Here is a 19,043-nt window from a genome sequence, read left to right on the forward strand (position 1 = left end):
TGTGGCCGCCGAAGCGTTTGAGGATTTACCACCACACGCCGCACAAGCTGAATCCGGATATTCCGGGTTCCTCAACCTGCCGGCGCACCGACCCCCGCGGTCGGGCGTGTCGCGATTTCCACGCAGACTCGACCGCATTCCATGGGGTTCAGGGTTATGTTTGGTCTTCCACTTGGACCCTGACACCCGGCATTATCCGGATCGGGACACGAAGAAGCGCTTGAACAACTCATCCAGTATGGCGGAAATATGAGGCAAAGGCCAATCGACGGTATAAGGGCCCCTGCAAGACCATTGCCCGGGCGCCTGCACCTGAGGAAGATGGGTGCATGACCGTCCAGGATTCAGGCTCAGTGGAAGATCTTGCCGCGCGCCTGCGTCCGGGTTTCACCCTGGGGGTGGCGTCTGCGGCTTTCCAGATTGAAGGATCACTGACCGCTGATGGCCGTGGTCCGTCGGGCTGGGATGCCTTCGCGGAAAAGCCAGGAGCAATAGTCGACGGCGACTCCCCCACTGTAGCGTGCGACCATTACAACCGCGCCGATGAAGACATCGCGTTGATGCAGGAGCTTGGCGTGGACTCCTACCGCTTCTCGCTGTCCTGGCCGCGGATCCAACCCGGCGGCAAGGGCTCCATCAATCAACGCGGTCTGGACTTTTACGATCGCCTCATCGACAAACTCCTGGCCGCAGGCATCTCCCCCATGGCTACCCTGTTCCACTGGGATACCCCTTTGGAACTGGAGCATGCAGGCGGGTGGATGAACCGCGACACTGCCGAGCGCTTTGCTGTCTATTGCGCCGCCGCTGCAGACCGCTTCGGTGACCGTGTTGATCACTGGGTCACCATGAACGAACCCGTGTCAGTCACCGTGCAGGGGTACTCCTTGGGAGTGCACGCCCCGGGCCGGCAACTGCTTTTCGATTCCCTGCCTGCCGCACATCATCAATTACTGGGACACGGAATGGCCGTCCGGGCCCTGCGGAACGCCGGCGTCAAAGGGCAGATCGGAGTGTCCAACATGCACTGCCCCGTCGAGTCTGCCAGCAACAGTCTGGGCGACCGGCTGATGACGCAGGCGCTGGACCTGATCCTCAACCGCATCTATGCCGATGCGATACTGCTAGGCCAATACCCCAAGCCACCCTGGCCCATGAAGCCGTGGTTCCGCTCACTCGGCACCATCCACGACGGCGATCTTGAACTGATCAGCCAACCTTTGGACTTCTACGGGCTCAACTACTACTACCCCGTGAAGGTGGCAGCAGGACCCGGGCCTGCGGAGATCCCCACCGGAAAGTCACCGGAGATGAGCGAAGTTCCCTTCCACCTGGCCGCCTACCAGGAGTATGAAACCACAGGGTTCGGCTGGCCCGTTGCACCGGAGTACCTGGCGCTGTTGCTGCGACAAATGAAGGACCGGTACGGGGACGCTCTTCCCCCGGTGTACATCACCGAAGGCGGGGCAAGTTTTCCGGAGCCGCCCCACGTTGACGGCCCCGTCCAGGACACCAACCGCATTTCCTACCTGGCTGAGCACCTCGGCCACGCCCTGACAGCGACAGGTCCGGGCGGTATTGCCGAGGATGTGGATCTGCGCGGCTACTACGTCTGGACGCTGCTGGACAATTTCGAATGGGCGGCCGGCTACTCACAGCGTTTCGGATTGGTCCATGTGGACTTCCACACCCAGGAACGGACTCCCAAGGAGTCCTATTACTGGTTGCGTGCACTGGAGCGAGCCCGCTCCCAAGAACCGTAGGCCGCCTGGCTAGCCCAGTCCTGCTAAAACGACGGGTTACTTGTTCTTGTTGGCACGCCTGATGCGCTTTGCGCGTTCAATCTCGCTCCGGAAGTTCTTGCGGCCCCACAGCACGCCCCCACCGATGGCGGCAATGACTGCCAGGAAAATCAGGAATTCCATACTGCGCTCCTCTTCGTAGACTGCCAGATTATCGGATTCCGTCCCTGTCCTGTCCCCACGGGGCATTACCGGGCGAAGCATTGCCCGGGTAGACACCGTCGGAGTGAGCACTGTCGGGTGAAGTATCGCCCCGGTTGAAGCCGTCGGTACTGGCGGCGCCCGGCGCAAAGTTCTGCGGCGGAACACCACCCGGCGCAAAGTTCTGCGGCGGAACACCACCCGGCGCAAAGTTCTGCGGCGGAACACCACCCGGCGCAAAGTTCTGCGGCGGAACACCCCCGGGCGCAAAGTTCTGCGGCGGAACACCACCGGGCAGCTGCGGCTTCCGGTTCAGGCGCCACACTGCCAGGACAATCAACGCCAGGGCAACCAGCGCCAGCATGGCGAACGCGTACGAGCGCAACGCCCACATGACACTGAGGGCAACGCCCACGGCGCCCCACCACACCATGGCCCGTTCGGCCAGCAGCAACCCGGCGACCAGAAGCACCGCGTGGCCCACCAGCACATACAACTGCTGCGGGGCTGTTCCGCCAAAGATGGTCCCCAAGGATGTCAAAGACAGGGCGCCCGCGGCAAGGACCAGCCGAAGCAGACCTTCGCTCCGCTGCTTTCTCATGTAGCGCAGCCCTGCTAAAACAGCCCCGGCCAGGACGTACCACTGCACGGTCCAGAACCAGTCCGGCCCAGTGTCGCCCACGAACAGCACCGCACGCTGGAGGGCGGCTAAAGACGCCAGCGCCGCAATTTCTCCAGCAAGCCACTTGCCGTACGGTATCTCAACAACTACCAGCGCACCGGTCGCGACCACCAGGAAAAAACCGACCCATGATGTCTCATCGCTGATCAAACCAATGGCGGCCGACGACGCGAGCGCCACGGCTGCTGTTCCCGTCAGGGCGTTTCGCCTCAGCGGTTCCCCGCTGATTGCTGCTCCTCCGAGCCGCTTCACCGCGTAAAGAAGCACTGCTGTTCCAACACCACCCACCAGCCATGGTGCGTAGTCGCTCCATACTCCCGGCGCCATGTCCCTCAGCAAACCTTCGACGGCGGGAACGGCACCAACCAGCATGGACGGCGCGGCGCCGAGGTAGAGGGCGGGCAAGTGCTCAACGTGCGAGGCAGCGAACAGCACGGACGCAAGGACCAGCACTGCCAGCCCAGCCAGGGCGTAGGACACGGCAAGGGTCAACAGACCACCGGTGACGACGAACGCCACTGCAGCAATGAACCAGAACCAGCGCTCCGCAACGTGGCCGGCGGCACCTTGTCCGGGACGGACCGTGGCACGCACAACCCGGACAACGACGAGCACGGCTGCGAGCCCCAGGAGCACCACCGGTACCTGGGCCCTGTCCAGCAGTGGCTGGTACAACCAGGTGCCCGACGGGAACGTCAAGGACGGACCGGAAGCAATCACGCCCCCGACCACGGCAGGGATACCGAAGTATTGGATTCCATGGATTCCCAGAAGACGCCAAGCGATCACAGCGGAGGCCGCGCAGAGTCCCAACTCGATAAGGACCACCCAACGGCCGCCGCCGTTGTAGGTCACTGCCAGCAGGTAAGCCGCGGGCAGAAGGAGCTGGGCAGCCAGAGTACCCCACACCATGGCCTGCTGGAAGGCGATGTCCACACCACGGCTTCTCTGGATCCAGGTCACGGCATGCTGCAGCACGAGGACCACAGCCAAGGTCATGGAGACGGTGGTGGTCGACCCGGAAAGATCCCCCACCAGCACGCCAATGAAGGCCAAAGACAAAACACGGAGTCCCAGCATGTAGGCGCCCCGTACTAAACGGCCCTTTGCCGCTGCCACCATGAAGCCGCTGTAGGCCGCGAAGAGTCCCAGCAGGATCTCAACATCCCGCACACTTCCGAGCCGTAGAGCCAGAAGCAACACCAATGCCGCCGGCGCGAAAAGCCATGCTGCCGAATGCCTGCGCAGGACTACGCCGCAGAGAATTGCCGCAAGTGCCGTCGCGATTGCTGCAACCCCAGGCTGCCAGCCTCCGCGCAGGAATTGCTCCCCTGAGGCCATGGAAACCGTCAGGACGGTGGCGGCTCCCGCCATCACGGTCACCACCGCTCCGGCGTCGACCACGGATGCACGGGGGAAGCGCCTGCGGCTGCTTTGCTGCAAGGGAAGGACCAGCTGCAGGGCCCCCGCTGCAACTACGACCAAGGCCACCTTGGGTAGCTCGCCAGCCACGCTGAAGCTGAAGCCATGCCGCATCGCGTCAAAGTAGGAAGAACCGGCCAGGACGGTACCTGCAGCCCGAGCAAGCCACCAATAGGACTGGCGGTGGGAGGAAACAGGCATTCGGATGGCGGTCGCGGCGAAGTAGGCAACCGCTACCAGGAGGACCACGTTGCCCAGCGCCAGCGACACCGTGGCCGATGCCACCACGCCTGCAACGATGGCCGTAGCCGGGGCCAGGACCTCGCCCAGGGTAGGACGCCAGGACCCGACGCCGGCCTTGCTTTGCCGGGTGGGCGGGAACATCAAAGCACCTGAGGCTGCACCTGCGAACAACACCAACAGCACCGCGGTCCCTACGAGGGGATGACCCGCAGCTCGGTCCACGAACGGCAGGACGAGCAAGCCCGCTACTGCGAGCCCACCGAATCCAGCAAGGGTCGCCTGCGGAACCAAAAGGTGGACTCCAGCACGTTCAAGCCAGGCGCTGACCAGTTGCTGCACTCCAGCCGCAGCCACAAGTGCTACCAAGGAAAGGGCAATCCTGTCCGGGCTTTCGGCAAAAACACCGGCAGCCGCGGTAGGCGCTGCCACCGTCACGGCAAGTCGTGCTGCAAGCACCAATGGTTGACGGAAGGATGCCGGATGAGCAGCCGCCCGCACTGACCAGTACAGTGCGGCAGACGCCAGGAGCGCCGACACCGGCCATGCGCCCAACAGACCCATGAACGGCAGGGACACCGCGAGGACGACGCCGGGCGCGAACTCGGTGCCGTGGCCCAACTTCCAGCCCACCACCATGGCGGTCACCATGGTCACGCTGAGTGGAACATAGCCGGGCAAGTCGTAAGCCCCGAGGGCCAAGACCACTGTCAGGATGGCTGCCGTCGCCAATTGAAGGCCCAGGCAGGACAAGGCGTCGTACCACCAGTGCCGCAGATTCAGCCCCTTACCCCCGAGCGCAACTCCCAGGGACTGGACTCCACAGCAAATAACTGCCGCTAGCATCACTGCGCTGACATCCGAGGTGGTATCCCACACCACTCCCAGCAACGCCAACGTCAGCGTTGCGCGCGCTCCGTAGGCGTGCTGCAGTCTGTACCGGGCCTGTGGAATGAAGGCCATTACGGCGAAGTACATGCCGCACATCAGCATGACCAGCGGGTACTCACCCTTGGCCAGGAGGTGAGGTGTGACCGTGACCGCAAGCGCCACCAAGGGCACTACATAGGGATGGAGCACCATCAGCGGACGGACATAAAGCGGTGGCAACCACCGCGGACGAGTCAGCGCACCCAGGGTCAGGACGATGGCGACTCCGATCAGCGCAGTGAAGTACCAGACCAAAGCGCCGCCCAGCACTGAAACTCCGGACCACGCGGTAGAGACAACGAAGCTCAGGGAAAGGAAGGCCAGGACCTTGTTGTCCAGACGAACCGCGGTATACGTATAAACAGCTGTTCCCAGCAGTGAGGTGACCAGCCACGCGGCCGGACCGTTGGGCAGCACAAAGTTGTACATGGCAAGGCCCGTCACGGGAATGAGCGCCAAACCCGTGCCGACGAAGGCAACTGCGGCTGGACGCAACCGCGGCATTTTGGCATGGATGACCAAACCGGCAACGTAGAACAGGGTGGTGATGAAGCAGATACCTGCAAAGCGGAAGAGTGCAGGAAGGCTTGTCCCCACAAAGAGGGCACCCGCGGCGACCAAGAGAAGACTGGCTACGTAGAGCGTGACGTTGATGTTCTGTTGGTCGCGTTTGGCCTTACGGGCCGCGGCCGCCTCGGGAGTTTCCCGATGTATCGGTACCTGCTGGCCCGCTGCCCACTGCGGCTGTGTGGCCATGACGGGACGCTGCGGGACTGCGGGAGGGTGAACGCCCGACGGCGGCTTGGGGGCCTGCGCTGGGAAGGGCACCGCCACGTGCGTCGGTGGATGCACTGAGTGCGCGGGGGCCTGCGCTGGGAAGGGCGCTGCCACGTGCGTCGGTGGATGCACTGAGTGCGCGGGGGCCTGCGCTGGGAAGGGCGCCGCCACGTGCGTCGGTGGATGCAGTGGTGCTGATGCAGGCATCACGGCGGCCCCGGCCCCGTAGGTTATCGGAGCCGAAGCGGCTGGTTGAGGGGGCGTCGACACCTCTGCAGCGTGGATCTTGGCCTCGGCGTCGCGCCAGCCGGCCATGTGGCCTGCCAGAAAGCCTGCCTGGTAGGCGCGGTGCTCAGCGATGCCTGTGGCGGCAGCGGTCCCCGCGGCATCTTTCCGGCCCCGGCCTCGACCGATGGCACTGCTCACCGCCGCTGTCACAGCAAGGAGTATCAGTACTAACAGGACTTCCATGGCTACTCCTTGATGTCACGGGAATCTGGCATTTCGCCGACGTTTATTCCAATCGATAGAGTAACTGTACCAAAAAGAACCCCACCGCCGAAACGGTGGGGTTCTTCTTGAATGACTACCGGTTGAGCCGGAAGGTCACCGATCTACAAGTAGTGACTACTTGATGATGCTGGTGACACGTCCCGAACCAACGGTGCGGCCGCCTTCGCGGATAGCGAAGCCGAGGCCCTCTTCCATAGCGATCGGCTGGATGAGCGCAACGGTCATCTCAGTGTTGTCGCCAGGCATAACCATTTCCGTGCCTTCCGGCAGGGTGATGACGCCGGTTACGTCCGTGGTACGGAAGTAGAACTGCGGGCGGTAGTTGGAGTAGAACGGGTTGTGACGTCCGCCTTCGTCCTTGGACAGGATGTAGACGTTGGCTTCGAAGTCGGTGTGCGGGGTGATTGAACCCGGCTTGACGACAACCTGGCCACGCTCGACATCGTCGCGCTTCAGACCGCGGAGCAGGAGGCCACAGTTCTCGCCGGCCCATGCTTCGTCGAGCTGCTTGTGGAACATCTCGATACCGGTAACCGTGGTCTTCTGGATCGGGCGGATGCCAACGATCTCAACCTCGGAGTTGATGGCGAGGGTTCCACGCTCGGCGCGACCCGTAACAACGGTGCCACGACCGGTGATCGTGAAGACGTCTTCGATCGGCATCAGGAACGGCTTGTCGCGGTCACGTACGGGGTCCGGAACGGACTCGTCGACTGCTGCCATCAGGTCCTGGACGGACTTGACCCAAACCGGGTCGCCTTCCAGAGCCTTGAGGCCGGAAACGCGAACAACCGGAGCCTCATCGCCATCGAAGCCCTGCGAGCTCAGGAGCTCACGAACTTCCATTTCGACGAGGTCGAGGAGTTCTTCGTCATCAACCATGTCGGACTTGTTCAGTGCGACCAGCAGGTAGGGAACGCCAACCTGGCGGGCGAGCAGAACGTGCTCACGGGTCTGAGCCATCGGACCATCGGTTGCAGCAACCACGAGGATTGCGCCGTCCATCTGGGCAGCACCGGTGATCATGTTCTTGATGTAGTCAGCGTGACCCGGGGCGTCTACGTGTGCGTAGTGGCGCTTCTCGGTCTGGTACTCCACGTGGGAGATGTTGATGGTAATACCGCGCTGGCGCTCTTCCGGAGCAGAGTCAATCGACGCGAAGTCGCGCTGCTCGTTGAGATCCGGGTACTGGTCGTACAGCACCTTGGAAATGGCGGCAGTCAATGTCGTCTTACCGTGGTCAACGTGACCAATGGTGCCGATGTTGACGTGCGGCTTAGTCCGCTCGAACTTTGCCTTTGCCACAGGTTCCTCCTAGAACGATTTCAAGTGAAGTGCTCCTCGGCCGCGCTTTTCGCGGCAGAAACTTTAGCAAGTCTACTTGGGGGCTTGGTTTTGGTGAAATTGCAGATTCAGGAACCAATAATAGTTCCTCGAGCCTGTTTGCGCAGGGACCGGGCCGCGGCTCTCGCCGCAGCCCCGCCTCATGCGCTTAGATGCCTTCCCGATACCGGAATTGCATCCGTTACCGGGAGATTACTCGCCGCGGGTTTTCTGGATGATCTCGTCGGCAACTGCCTTCGGGACCTCCGCGTAGCTGTTGAACGTCATGGAGTACACAGCGCGACCCTGGGTCTTGGACCGGAGGTCACCGATGTAGCCGAACATGCCGGACAGCGGAACGTGTGCACGGATAACCTTCACACCTGCTGCGTCTTCCATGGACTGCATCTGGCCGCGGCGGGCGTTCAGGTCACCGATAACATCACCCATGTATTCCTCAGGTGTGCGGACCTCAACATCCATCAACGGTTCAAGCAGAACAGGGTTCGCCTTGCGTGCAGCTTCCTTGAAAGCCATACGTCCGGCGATCTTGAACGCCATTTCCGAGGAGTCAACATCGTGGGACGCGCCATCAATCAGCGTGGCCTTGATGCCGACAACCGGGTAACCAGCCAGGACGCCGTCGTTCAGTGCATCCTGGATACCAGCGTCAACGGACGGGATGTATTCACGCGGAACGCGGCCACCAGTGACCTTGTTCTCGAATGCGTACAGCTCGCCGGAAGCTGTGTCCATGGGCTCGATCGCGATCTGGATCTTTGCGAACTGACCCGAACCACCGGTCTGCTTCTTGTGCGTGTAGTCATGACGCTCGACTGCGCGCTTGATGGTTTCGCGGTAAGCAACCTGCGGCTTGCCAACGTTTGCCTCGACCTTGAATTCGCGGCGCATGCGGTCCACCAGGATGTCCAGGTGGAGCTCGCCCATGCCGGCGATGATGGTCTGGCCCGTGTCTTCGTTGAGGGAAACCTGGAAGGTCGGGTCCTCAGCGGAGAGCTTCTGGATGGCCGTGGAGAGCTTCTCCTGGTCACCCTTGGTGTTGGGCTCGATGGCAACCGAGATCACGGGCTCCGGGAAGCTCATGGACTCGAGGACGATCTGGTTGTTGGCATCGCACAGGGTGTCACCCGTGGTGGTGTCCTTCAGACCGATGGCTGCGTAGATGTGGCCGGCGGTAGCGCCCTCAACGGGCATTTCCTTGTTGGCGTGCATCTGGAACAGCTTGCCGATACGTTCCTTCTTGCCCTTGGTGGAGTTGACCACCTGGGCGCCTGCCTCAACGTGACCGGAGTACACGCGGACGAAGGTCAGCTGACCGAAGAACGGGTGCGCAGCAATCTTGAAGGCGAGGGCCGAGAACGGCTCGTCAGCAGAGGGCTTGCGGGTGAGTTCCTTCTCTTCGTCGCGGGGATCGTGACCGATCATCGGCGGGACGTCGAGCGGGTTCGGCAGGAAGTCAACAACAGCGTCAAGCATCGGCTGGACACCGCGGTTCTTGAAGGCAGAACCACAGAACACCGGGTAAAGCTCGGAGTTGATGGTCATCTTGCGGATGCCGGCCTTCAGTTCCTCAAGGGTGAGTTCTTCACCTTCGAGGTACTTCTCCATGAGTTCTTCGGAAGCCTCGGCAACAGTCTCTACGAGCTGTGCACGGTACTCTTCAGCCTTGGCCTGGAGGTCCGCCGGGATTTCCTGCACTTCGTAGGAAGCGCCCATGGTGACGTCACCCTTTGCGTCGCCAGGCCAAACCAGGGCGCGCATTTCGAGGAGGTCAACAACACCGATGAAGTCGTTCTCAGCACCGATGGGCAGCTGCATAACCAGCGGCTTGGCACCAAGGCGGGAGATGATGGTGTCTACGGTGAAGTAGAAGTCAGCGCCCAGCTTGTCCATCTTGTTGACGAAGCAGATACGCGGAACGTTGTACTTGTCAGCCTGGCGCCAAACAGTCTCGGACTGCGGCTCCACGCCTTCCTTGCCGTCGAACACTGCAACTGCACCGTCGAGGACGCGCAAGGAGCGCTCAACCTCAACCGTGAAGTCCACGTGGCCCGGGGTGTCGATGATGTTGATCTGGTTCTTGTCCCAGAAGCAAGTCACGGCGGCAGACGTGATGGTGATGCCGCGTTCCTTTTCCTGTTCCATCCAGTCAGTCGTCGAAGCGCCGTCGTGCGTCTCGCCGATTTTGTGGTTCACACCCGTGTAGAACAGGATGCGCTCGGTAGTGGTGGTCTTGCCGGCATCGATGTGGGCCATGATGCCGATATTGCGGACCTTATTAAGGTCGGTAAGCACGTCCTGTGCCACGGGGTCTCCCTTTCGGATGGACTACACGTTCGCCGCCGGCTCAGTGAGCCGGCGGCGTCCGGAAAGTTTTTACCAGCGGTAGTGTGCGAAGGCCTTGTTGGACTCGGCCATCTTGTGGGTGTCTTCGCGACGCTTCACAGCGGCACCAAGACCATTGGAGGCATCCAGGATTTCGTTCTGGAGGCGCTCGGTCATGGTCTTCTCGCGGCGGGCCTTGGAGTAGCCCACGAGCCAACGCAGAGCGAGGGCAGTGGAGCGACCCGGCTTGACCTCAACCGGAACCTGGTAGGTAGCGCCACCAACACGGCGTGAACGTACCTCGAGCGAAGGCTTGACGTTGTCCATGGCCTTCTTGAGAGCGGCAACGGGGTCGCCGCCGGACTTGGCACGTGCACCTTCAAGTGCACCGTAAACGATGCGCTCTGCGGTGGACTTCTTGCCGTCGACCAGAACCTTGTTGATCAGCTGAGTGACCAACGGGGAGCCGTAAACGGGATCGGAAACTAGCGGCCGCTTCGGGGCCGGACCCTTGCGAGGCATATTACTTCTTCTCCATCTTTGCGCCGTAACGGCTGCGAGCCTGCTTGCGGTTCTTGACACCCTGGGTATCGAGTGCGCCGCGGACGATCTTGTAGCGGACACCCGGAAGGTCCTTCACACGACCACCACGGACGAGCACGATGGAGTGCTCCTGGAGGTTGTGGCCAACACCGGGGATGTAGGCGGTTACTTCTACGCCACCGTTGAGACGCACACGTGCCACCTTACGGAGAGCCGAGTTCGGCTTCTTGGGGGTGGTGGTGTAAACGCGGGTGCAAACACCGCGGCGCATCGGGCTGCCCTTCAGCGCGGGAGCCTTGGTCTTGGAGACCTTCGGCGTGCGGCCCTTGCGGACCAGCTGGTTAATCGTAGGCACTTTCGTGTTCTCCGTTGTTTGATCTCTGCCCCCACACACAGGCGCCAGCCTGGGTAAACGTGGGAACTTTGGCGTTGCTCGTGCAGCCGGCCGAAACTCCGGTAGGCGTGCAAAAGTGCGGCATTCGTTGCGCATGTTGCCCGCAACCCGGAAACAGGCTCCACCCAGCACCATGAGAACAAAACCAAAATGATGCTGCGGCGGCCTTCATCCACTGCCACACAGAACAATTACCAAAAGTCTAGCACGGCTTGATCTAGGGCCTTAATCGGGTGTATGGAGGACGACGGCGCAACCCGTCTGCCGCCGTCGTCCTCCACTCCCCCGGCTGACCGCGCGAAAAGCTGCCGCCGTTAACAGGTCCGGCCCCGCACTCATGGAGTACGGGGCCGGACTTTTACCGCGTCAACTCAACGTTGACGGCTGGCGAACAACGGATCAGCGGAAGTCGTTACCGAGGTCGTAGTCATCCAGCGGGATGGCGTGGAACTCGGGAGCTCCGTCGCCGCCCAGTGCGTCATAGGAGAAGTCGGTAAAAGCGCTGGGGCCCGTGAACAGGCTTGCCTTTGCTTCTTCCGTCGGCTCCACAGTGACCTCTGTGTAGCGGGGCAGGCCCGTACCAGCCGGGATGAGCTTACCGATGATGACGTTTTCCTTGAGGCCGAGCAGAGGATCGCTCTTGCCTTCCATGGCCGCCTGCGTCAGGACGCGGGTGGTTTCCTGGAAGGAAGCTGCCGACAGCCAGGACTCGGTAGCCAAGGAAGCCTTGGTGATACCCATGAGTTCCGGACGACCCGAAGCCGGGGACTTGCCCTCGGACACGACGCGGCGGTTCTCGTCCTCGAAGCGGGCGCGCTCTGCAAGCTCACCGGGGAGCAGGTCGGAGTCGCCGGATTCGATGACGGTCACGCGACGCAGCATCTGGCGGACGATAACCTCGACGTGCTTGTCGTGGATACCGATACCCTGGCTGCGGTAAACGCCCTGTACTTCGTCCACGAGGAACTTCTGTGCAGCACGCGGACCCATGATGCGCAGAACCTGCTTCGGGTCCACCGGACCGTTGATCAGCTTCTGGCCGACGCTGACGTGCTCGCCATCTTCGATGAGGAGACGTGAACGGCGCAGTACCGGGTAGGCAATCTCTTCGGAACCATCGTCCGGAGTGATGACCAAGCGCATCTGGCGCTCGGACTCTTCAATGGTGATGCGGCCGGCTGCTTCAGCAATCGGTGCGACACCCTTCGGAGTACGGGCTTCGAAGAGCTCCTGGATACGGGGCAGACCCTGGGTGATGTCGTCGCCACCGCCGGCGGAAACAGCACCACCGGTGTGGAACGTACGCATGGTCAGCTGGGTACCGGGCTCACCGATGGACTGTGCGGCAATAATGCCCACGGCCTCGCCGATGTCAACGGTCTTGCCAGTGGCCAATGAACGACCGTAGCAAAGAGCACAGGTGCCGACCTTGGACTCACAGGTGAGTACGGAGCGGACCTTGACCTCGGTGATGCCTGCAGCCAGCAGCTGGTCGATAACGACGTCGCCGCAGTCGGTGCCGCCGGCAGCCAGGACGTTGCCCTGGGCATCGACGACGTCGACAGCCAGCGTACGTGCGTAGGCGCTGTTCTCGACGTTCTCGTCCAGGACGAGCTCACCGTTGGAATCCGGCACGGCGATCGGGGTAACCAGACCGCGTTCGGTACCACAGTCCTCTTCGCGGACGATGACGTCCTGCGAAACGTCCACCAGACGACGGGTCAGGTAACCCGAGTTGGCGGTACGGAGAGCGGTATCGGCCAGACCCTTACGGGCACCGTGCGTGGCGATGAAGTATTCCAGAACCGACAGGCCCTCGCGGTAGGAGGACTTGATCGGGCGAGGAATGATCTCACCCTTCGGGTTGGCCACAAGACCACGGATACCCGCGATCTGGCGGACCTGCATCCAGTTACCACGTGCACCGGAGGACACCATGCGGTTGATGGTGTTCATCGGAGACAGGCTGTCGCGCATCGCCTGGGCGATTTCGTTGGTTGCCTTGTTCCAGATTTCGATCAGTTCCTGGCGACGCTCGTCGTCGTCGATCAGGCCCTTGTCGTACTGGCCCTGAATCTTGGCAGCCATGGCCTCGTAACCGGCCAGGATGGCAGGCTTGGAGGTAGGCACCTCGATGTCGGAGATGGCAACCGTGACACCCGAACGGGTAGCCCAGTAGAAGCCGGCGTCCTTCAGGTTGTCCAGCGTTGCCGCCGTGACAACCTTCGGGTAGCGCTCTGCGAGGTCGTTGACGATCCGGGACAGTTCGCCCTTGTCGGCAACAGCCTCTACCCAGGGGTAATCCTCAGGCAGCGTCTGGTTGAAGATGACCTGGCCCAGGGAGGTTTCAACGAGAGCCGGCTGACCGGGCTCCCAACCTTCCGGAGCTTCCCACCCTGCGTAAGGCACAAAGTCATCCAGGCGGATCTTGACCTGGGAATTCAGGTGCAGATCACGGGCGTCGTACGCCATGATGGCTTCCGAAACCGAGGAGAAGATGCGGCCTTCGCCGGCAGAACCGACGCGCTTGGTGGTCAGGTGGTACAGACCGATGATCATATCCTGCGAAGGCAGGGTCACCGGACGGCCATCGGACGGCTTCAGGATGTTGTTCGAGGACAGCATCAGGATGCGGGCTTCGGCCTGGGCTTCCGGGCTCAGCGGCAGGTGGACTGCCATCTGGTCGCCGTCGAAGTCAGCGTTGAAGGCGCCACAAACCAGCGGGTGAAGCTGGATTGCCTTGCCTTCCACAAGCTGCGGTTCGAAGGCCTGGATGCCGAGGCGGTGCAGGGTAGGTGCACGGTTGAGCAGCACCGGGTGTTCGGTGATGATCTCTTCCAGCACGTCCCAGACCTGCGGACGGTAACGCTCAACCATGCGCTTTGCCGACTTGATGTTCTGGGCGTGGTTGAGGTCAACCAGGCGCTTCATCACGAACGGCTTGAAGAGCTCCAGGGCCATCTGCTTGGGCAGACCACACTGGTGCAGCTTCAGCTGCGGGCCAACAACGATAACCGAACGGCCGGAGTAGTCAACGCGCTTGCCGAGGAGGTTCTGGCGGAAACGACCCTGCTTGCCCTTGAGCATGTCGCTCAGGGACTTCAGCGGACGGTTGCCCGGACCCGTGACGGGACGGCCACGACGACCGTTGTCGAAGAGGCTGTCAACGGCTTCCTGAAGCATGCGCTTCTCGTTGTTGACGATGATCTCCGGAGCACCGAGGTCAAGCAGTCGCTTGAGTCGGTTGTTGCGGTTGATCACACGACGGTAGAGGTCGTTGAGGTCGGAGGTCGCGAAGCGGCCACCGTCCAACTGGACCATCGGGCGCAGTTCCGGCGGGATCACCGGGACGGCGTCAAGAACCATGCCGAGCGGGCTGTTGTTGGTGGTCAGGAATGCGTTGACAACCTTCAGGCGCTTCAGGGCACGCGTCTTGCGCTGGCCCTTGCCGTTCTGGATGGTGTCGCGCAGCGACTCAGCCTCAGCCTGCATGTCGAAGGTCTCAAGACGCTTCTTGATGGCTTCGGCACCCATGGAGCCTTCGAAGTACAGACCGTAACGGTCGCGCAGTTCGCGGTACAGGCCCTCGTCACCTTCAAGGTCAGCGACCTTGAGGTTCTTGAAGCGGTCCCAGACCTGCTCGAGGCGCTCGATGTCGGCGTCGGCACGCTTCCGGACGTTCGCCATCTGGCGGTCTGCGGAGTCGCGGGCCTTCTTTTTATCGGCAGCCTTGGCGCCTTCACCTTCAAGACGGGCAAGCTCGTCTTCAAGGTCGCGGGCGATCGTGGCGATGTCGCTGTCGCGGTTGTCCACCATCTGCTTCTTCTCGAGGTCGTGCTCAACCTGGAGGTTCGGCAGTTCGGCGTGACGGCTTTCGGTGTCAACGCTGGTGATCATGTAGGCAGCGAAGTAAATGACCTTCTCGAGGTCCTTCGGTGCCAGATCCAGAAGGTAGCCCAAGCGCGAGGGAACGCCCTTGAAGTACCAGATGTGCGTTACAGGCGCGGCCAGCTCGATGTGGCCCATGCGCTCACGACGCACCTTGGCGCGGGTGACTTCAACGCCACAACGCTCGCAAATGATGCCCTTGAAGCGGACGCGCTTGTACTTGCCGCAGTAGCATTCCCAGTCGCGGGACGGGCCGAAGATCTTCTCGCAGAAGAGGCCGTCCTTCTCGGGCTTGAGCGTGCGGTAGTTGATGGTTTCCGGCTTCTTGACCTCACCGTAAGACCATCCGCGGATGTCTTCCGCGGTGGCGAGGCCGATCTGCATGAGGCCGAAGGAGGATTCGCTGGACATAGGGTCCCTGTTCTCTCTTGTTCTCTAAATTCTGAAGTCTTGGTTACGGGAAGAGGGAGCTGTTCCGACGGACAGTTGTTGAGGCTGCCCGCCGGAACAGCTGCTAGACCTCTTCTACGGAACTGGGCTCTGCACGAGACAGATCGATGCCCAGTTCTTCCGCAGCCGTGAAGACTGCGTCATCAGAGTCACGCATTTCGATCGTGGTTCCGTCCGTGGAAAGAACTTCCACGTTCAGGCACAACGACTGCATTTCCTTGATCAAGACCTTGAAGGACTCGGGAACGCCAGGCTCAGGGATGTTCTCGCCCTTGACGATGGCTTCGTAGACCTTCACACGACCATGGATGTCATCCGACTTGATCGTGAGGAGTTCCTGAAGCGTGTAGGCAGCACCGTAAGCTTCGAGCGCCCAGACTTCCATTTCACCGAAGCGCTGGCCACCGAACTGAGCCTTACCACCCAGCGGCTGCTGCGTGATCATGGAGTACGGGCCGGTGGAACGCGCGTGGATCTTGTCGTCCACCAGGTGGTGGAGCTTCAGGATGTACATGTAACCGACGGAGATCGGGTCCGGGAACGGCTCGCCGGAGCGGCCGTCGAACAGACGGGTCTTGCCGGAGGAATCGATCAGGCGGTCGCCGTCGCGGGTCACGTTGGTGGAGTCAAGCAGACCAGTGATTTCTTCTTCACGGGCGCCATCGAACACCGGGGTGGCAACGGTGGTCTGGCCGGTTTCACGGGGCAGGTTGGGCAGGTTCTTGACCCACTCCGGCTCGCCTTCGATCTTCCAACCGGTCTTGGCGACCCAACCGAGGTGGGTTTCCAGGACCTGTCCAACGTTCATTCGACCCGGAACACCAAGCGGGTTCAGGACGATGTCCACCGGGGTACCGTCTGCAAGGAAGGGCATGTCCTCGATCGGGAGGATCTTGGAGATAACACCCTTGTTGCCGTGACGGCCGGCGAGCTTGTCGCCGTCGGTGATCTTACGCTTGGCTGCTACGTAGACGCGGACCAGCTGGTTCACGCCCGGGGGCAGTTCGTCGTCGTTGTCGCGGTCGAAGACGCGCACGCCGATGACCGTACCGGACTCGCCGTGGGGCACCTTCAGGGAGGTGTCGCGGACTTCGCGGGACTTCTCACCGAAGATGGCGCGGAGAAGGCGCTCTTCCGGGGTCAGTTCGGTTTCACCCTTAGGGGTGACCTTTCCAACCAGGATGTCGCCGGCTTCAACCTCGGCACCAATGTGGATGATGCCACGCTCGTCCAGGCCTGCAAGGACTTCCTCGGACACGTTGGGGATGTCACGCGTGATTTCCTCGGCACCAAGCTTGGTGTCGCGGGCATCAATTTCGTGCTCCTCGATGTGGATGGAGGAAAGGACATCCTCAGCAACAATGCGCTGCGACAGGATGATGGCGTCCTCGAAGTTGTGGCCTTCCCATGACATGAATGCCACGAGCAGGTTCTTACCGAGGGCCAATTCACCCTGGTCCGTTGCGGGACCGTCAGCGATGATGCCGCCAACTTCCAGGCGCTGGCCTTCGTTGACCAGGACACGGTGGTTGTAGCAGTTGCCCTGGTTGGAACGGGCGAACTTGTTGATGCGGTAGTTGGTCTCAGTACCGTCGTCGTTGATCATGACAACCAGTTCGGCGGAGACTTCGGTGACCACACCTGCCTTCTTCGCGATGACAACATCACCGGCGTCGACGGCTGCTGCGCGCTCCATGCCGGTGCCCACGAAAGGAGCCTCGGAACGGACCAGCGGCACGGCCTGGCGCTGCATGTTGGCACCCATGAGTGCACGGTTTGCATCGTCATGCTCGAGGAACGGAATCAGGGCAGTTGCCACGGACACCATCTGGCGCGGGGAAACGTCCATGAACTGAACGTCAGCGGCGGGAACCAGAACAGGCTCGCCTCCACCACCACGGGCACGAACAAGGACGGTCTCTTCAGAGAACTTCTTGTCAGCATCCAGCGGAGCGTTGGCCTGTGCAATCAGGACCTCGGCTTCGTCATCGGCAGTCAGGTACTGGACCTCGTCGGATACGACGCCTTCGGAGACCAGGCGGTACGGCGTCTCAATGAAGCCGAACGGGTTGATGCGGCCGTAGGATGCCAGCGAACCGATCAGACCAATGTTCGGGCCTTCAGGGGTTTCGATGGGGCACATACGTCCGTAGTGGGACGGGTGAACGTCTCGGACTTCCATGCCTGCACGGTCACGGGACAGACCACCCGGGCCAAGTGCCGACAGGCGGCGCTTGTGGGTCAGACCCGACAGCGGGTTGTTCTGGTCCATGAACTGCGACAGCTGGGAAGTTCCGAAGAACTCCTTGATGGCTGCAACAACGGGACGGATGTTGATCAGCGTCTGCGGCGTGATGGCCTCGACGTCCTGTGTGGTCATGCGTTCGCGGACGACGCGTTCCATACGGGACAGACCAGTGCGGACCTGGTTCTCGATCAATTCGCCCACGGCGCGGATGCGACGGTTGCCGAAGTGGTCGATGTCGTCGACGTCGACGCGAAGCTCGTGGTCTTCGCCGTCGCGCTTGCCCATGAGGGTCTTCTCGCCGGCGTGGAGCGCGACGAGGAACTTGATCATGGCAACGATGTCTTCAACGTGCAGGACCGAGGCTTCCTTGTCACCAAGGGAGCGGTCGATGCCGAGCTTGCGGTTGATCTTGTAACGGCCAACCTTCGCAAGATCGTAGCGCTTGGCGTTGAAGTACAGGTTGTCCAGCAGGGACTGGGCAGCCTCGACTGTGGGCGGCTCGCCCGGACGCAGCTTGCGGTAGATGTCCAGAAGCGCGTCTTCGCGGGTCTCGGTGGCGTCCTTCTCTAGCGTTGCACGCATGGAGTCGTACTGGCCGAACTCTTCCAGGATCTGGCCTTCGGTCCAGCCGAGGGCCTTCAGGAGAACCGTGACCGACTGCTTGCGCTTGCGGTCGAGGCGAACGCCGACCTGGTCGCGCTTGTCGATTTCGAGTTCGAACCATGCACCACGGGACGGGATGATCTTCGCAGTGAAGATGTCCTTGTCACTGGTCTTGTCGGCGGTGCGCTCGAAGTAGGCGCCCGGCGAACGGACCAACTGGGAGACAACAACACGCTCGGTGCCGTTGACGACGAACGTTCCCTTTTCAGTCATGAGGGGGAAGTCGCCCATGAACACGGTCTGCTGCTTGATTTCGCCCGTGTTGTTGTTCATGAACTCGGCCTTGACGTACAACGGTGCCGAGTAAGTGGCGTCACGGTCTTTGCATTCGGCCATGGTGTACTTCGGGTCAGCGAACTCCGGCTCGGAGAAGCTCAGGGACATGGTGCCCTGGAAGTCCTCGATGGGGGAGATCTCTTCGAAGATGTCGGCAAGTCCGGAGGTGGTGGCGACGCTGAGGTCGCCCTCCTCGACAGCCTTCGCTACCCGCGCCTGCCAGCGTTCGTTTCCGACGAGCCAGTCAAAGCTGTCCGTCTGCAGGGCGAGAAGATTCGGAACATCAAGCGGTTCATGAATCTTTGCGAATGAGAGGCGGCGGGTGGCACCATCGGTGCTTGCCGTGTTAGCGGTTTCGTTATTAGAGGTGCTCGAGGCGACCAAGAGGGATCCTTCCACAGACCT

At 61.6% G+C, this 19,043-nt stretch carries 9 protein-coding genes; 1 reads left to right on the forward strand and 8 read right to left on the reverse strand.

Going from position 1 to position 19,043, the window contains the following annotated elements; translation table 11 throughout:
• Positions 1-329 precede the first annotated feature (329 nt).
• On the forward strand, positions 330-1,763 hold the full coding sequence (locus AYX22_RS15775; RefSeq protein ID WP_207594240.1) for a GH1 family beta-glucosidase: 1,434 nt from the start codon (positions 330-332) through the stop codon (positions 1,761-1,763).
• Between the two features lie 36 nt (positions 1,764-1,799).
• Here the strand turns inward: AYX22_RS15775 and AYX22_RS24330 are convergent, their stop codons facing one another.
• The 8 genes from AYX22_RS24330 to rpoB all read right to left on the reverse strand — a co-directional run bounded on the left by AYX22_RS24330 (position 1,800) and on the right by rpoB (position 19,022).
• On the reverse strand, positions 1,800-1,925 hold the full coding sequence (locus AYX22_RS24330) for a hypothetical protein (RefSeq protein WP_268825391.1): 126 nt from the start codon (positions 1,923-1,925) through the stop codon (positions 1,800-1,802).
• A gap of 28 nt (positions 1,926-1,953) precedes the next feature.
• Positions 1,954-6,465, reverse strand: coding sequence for a hypothetical protein (locus tag AYX22_RS15780; protein ID WP_207594241.1), 4,512 nt, complete (start codon positions 6,463-6,465; stop codon positions 1,954-1,956).
• Positions 6,466-6,621: 156 nt separating this feature from the next.
• Positions 6,622-7,812, reverse strand: coding sequence for an elongation factor Tu (gene tuf / locus AYX22_RS15785; protein ID WP_011775598.1), 1,191 nt, complete (start codon positions 7,810-7,812; stop codon positions 6,622-6,624).
• Between the two features lie 231 nt (positions 7,813-8,043).
• The gene (fusA, locus tag AYX22_RS15790; protein WP_026539805.1) at positions 8,044-10,158 is read right to left on the reverse strand and encodes an elongation factor G; all 2,115 of its coding nucleotides are present in this window, start codon (positions 10,156-10,158) and stop codon (positions 8,044-8,046) included.
• A 69-nt stretch (positions 10,159-10,227) separates the two neighbouring features.
• The gene (rpsG, locus tag AYX22_RS15795) at positions 10,228-10,698 is read right to left on the reverse strand and encodes a 30S ribosomal protein S7 (protein ID WP_003803829.1); all 471 of its coding nucleotides are present in this window, start codon (positions 10,696-10,698) and stop codon (positions 10,228-10,230) included.
• Position 10,699: 1 nt separating this feature from the next.
• Positions 10,700-11,074, reverse strand: a complete 375-nt coding sequence (gene rpsL / locus AYX22_RS15800) for a 30S ribosomal protein S12 (protein WP_009358312.1) — start codon at positions 11,072-11,074, stop codon at positions 10,700-10,702.
• A 438-nt stretch (positions 11,075-11,512) separates the two neighbouring features.
• Positions 11,513-15,412 carry a DNA-directed RNA polymerase subunit beta' gene (locus AYX22_RS15805; protein WP_207594242.1) on the reverse strand — a complete coding sequence of 1,300 codons (3,900 nt, stop codon included), beginning with the start codon at positions 15,410-15,412 and terminating at the stop codon, positions 11,513-11,515.
• Positions 15,413-15,515: 103 nt separating this feature from the next.
• Positions 15,516-19,022 carry a DNA-directed RNA polymerase subunit beta gene (gene rpoB, locus AYX22_RS15810; protein ID WP_043471397.1) on the reverse strand — a complete coding sequence of 1,169 codons (3,507 nt, stop codon included), beginning with the start codon at positions 19,020-19,022 and terminating at the stop codon, positions 15,516-15,518.
• Positions 19,023-19,043 lie beyond the last annotated feature (21 nt).

Origin of the sequence: Arthrobacter sp. D5-1, assembly GCF_017357425.1 — a bacterium.
GTDB lineage: Bacteria > Actinomycetota > Actinomycetes > Actinomycetales > Micrococcaceae > Arthrobacter.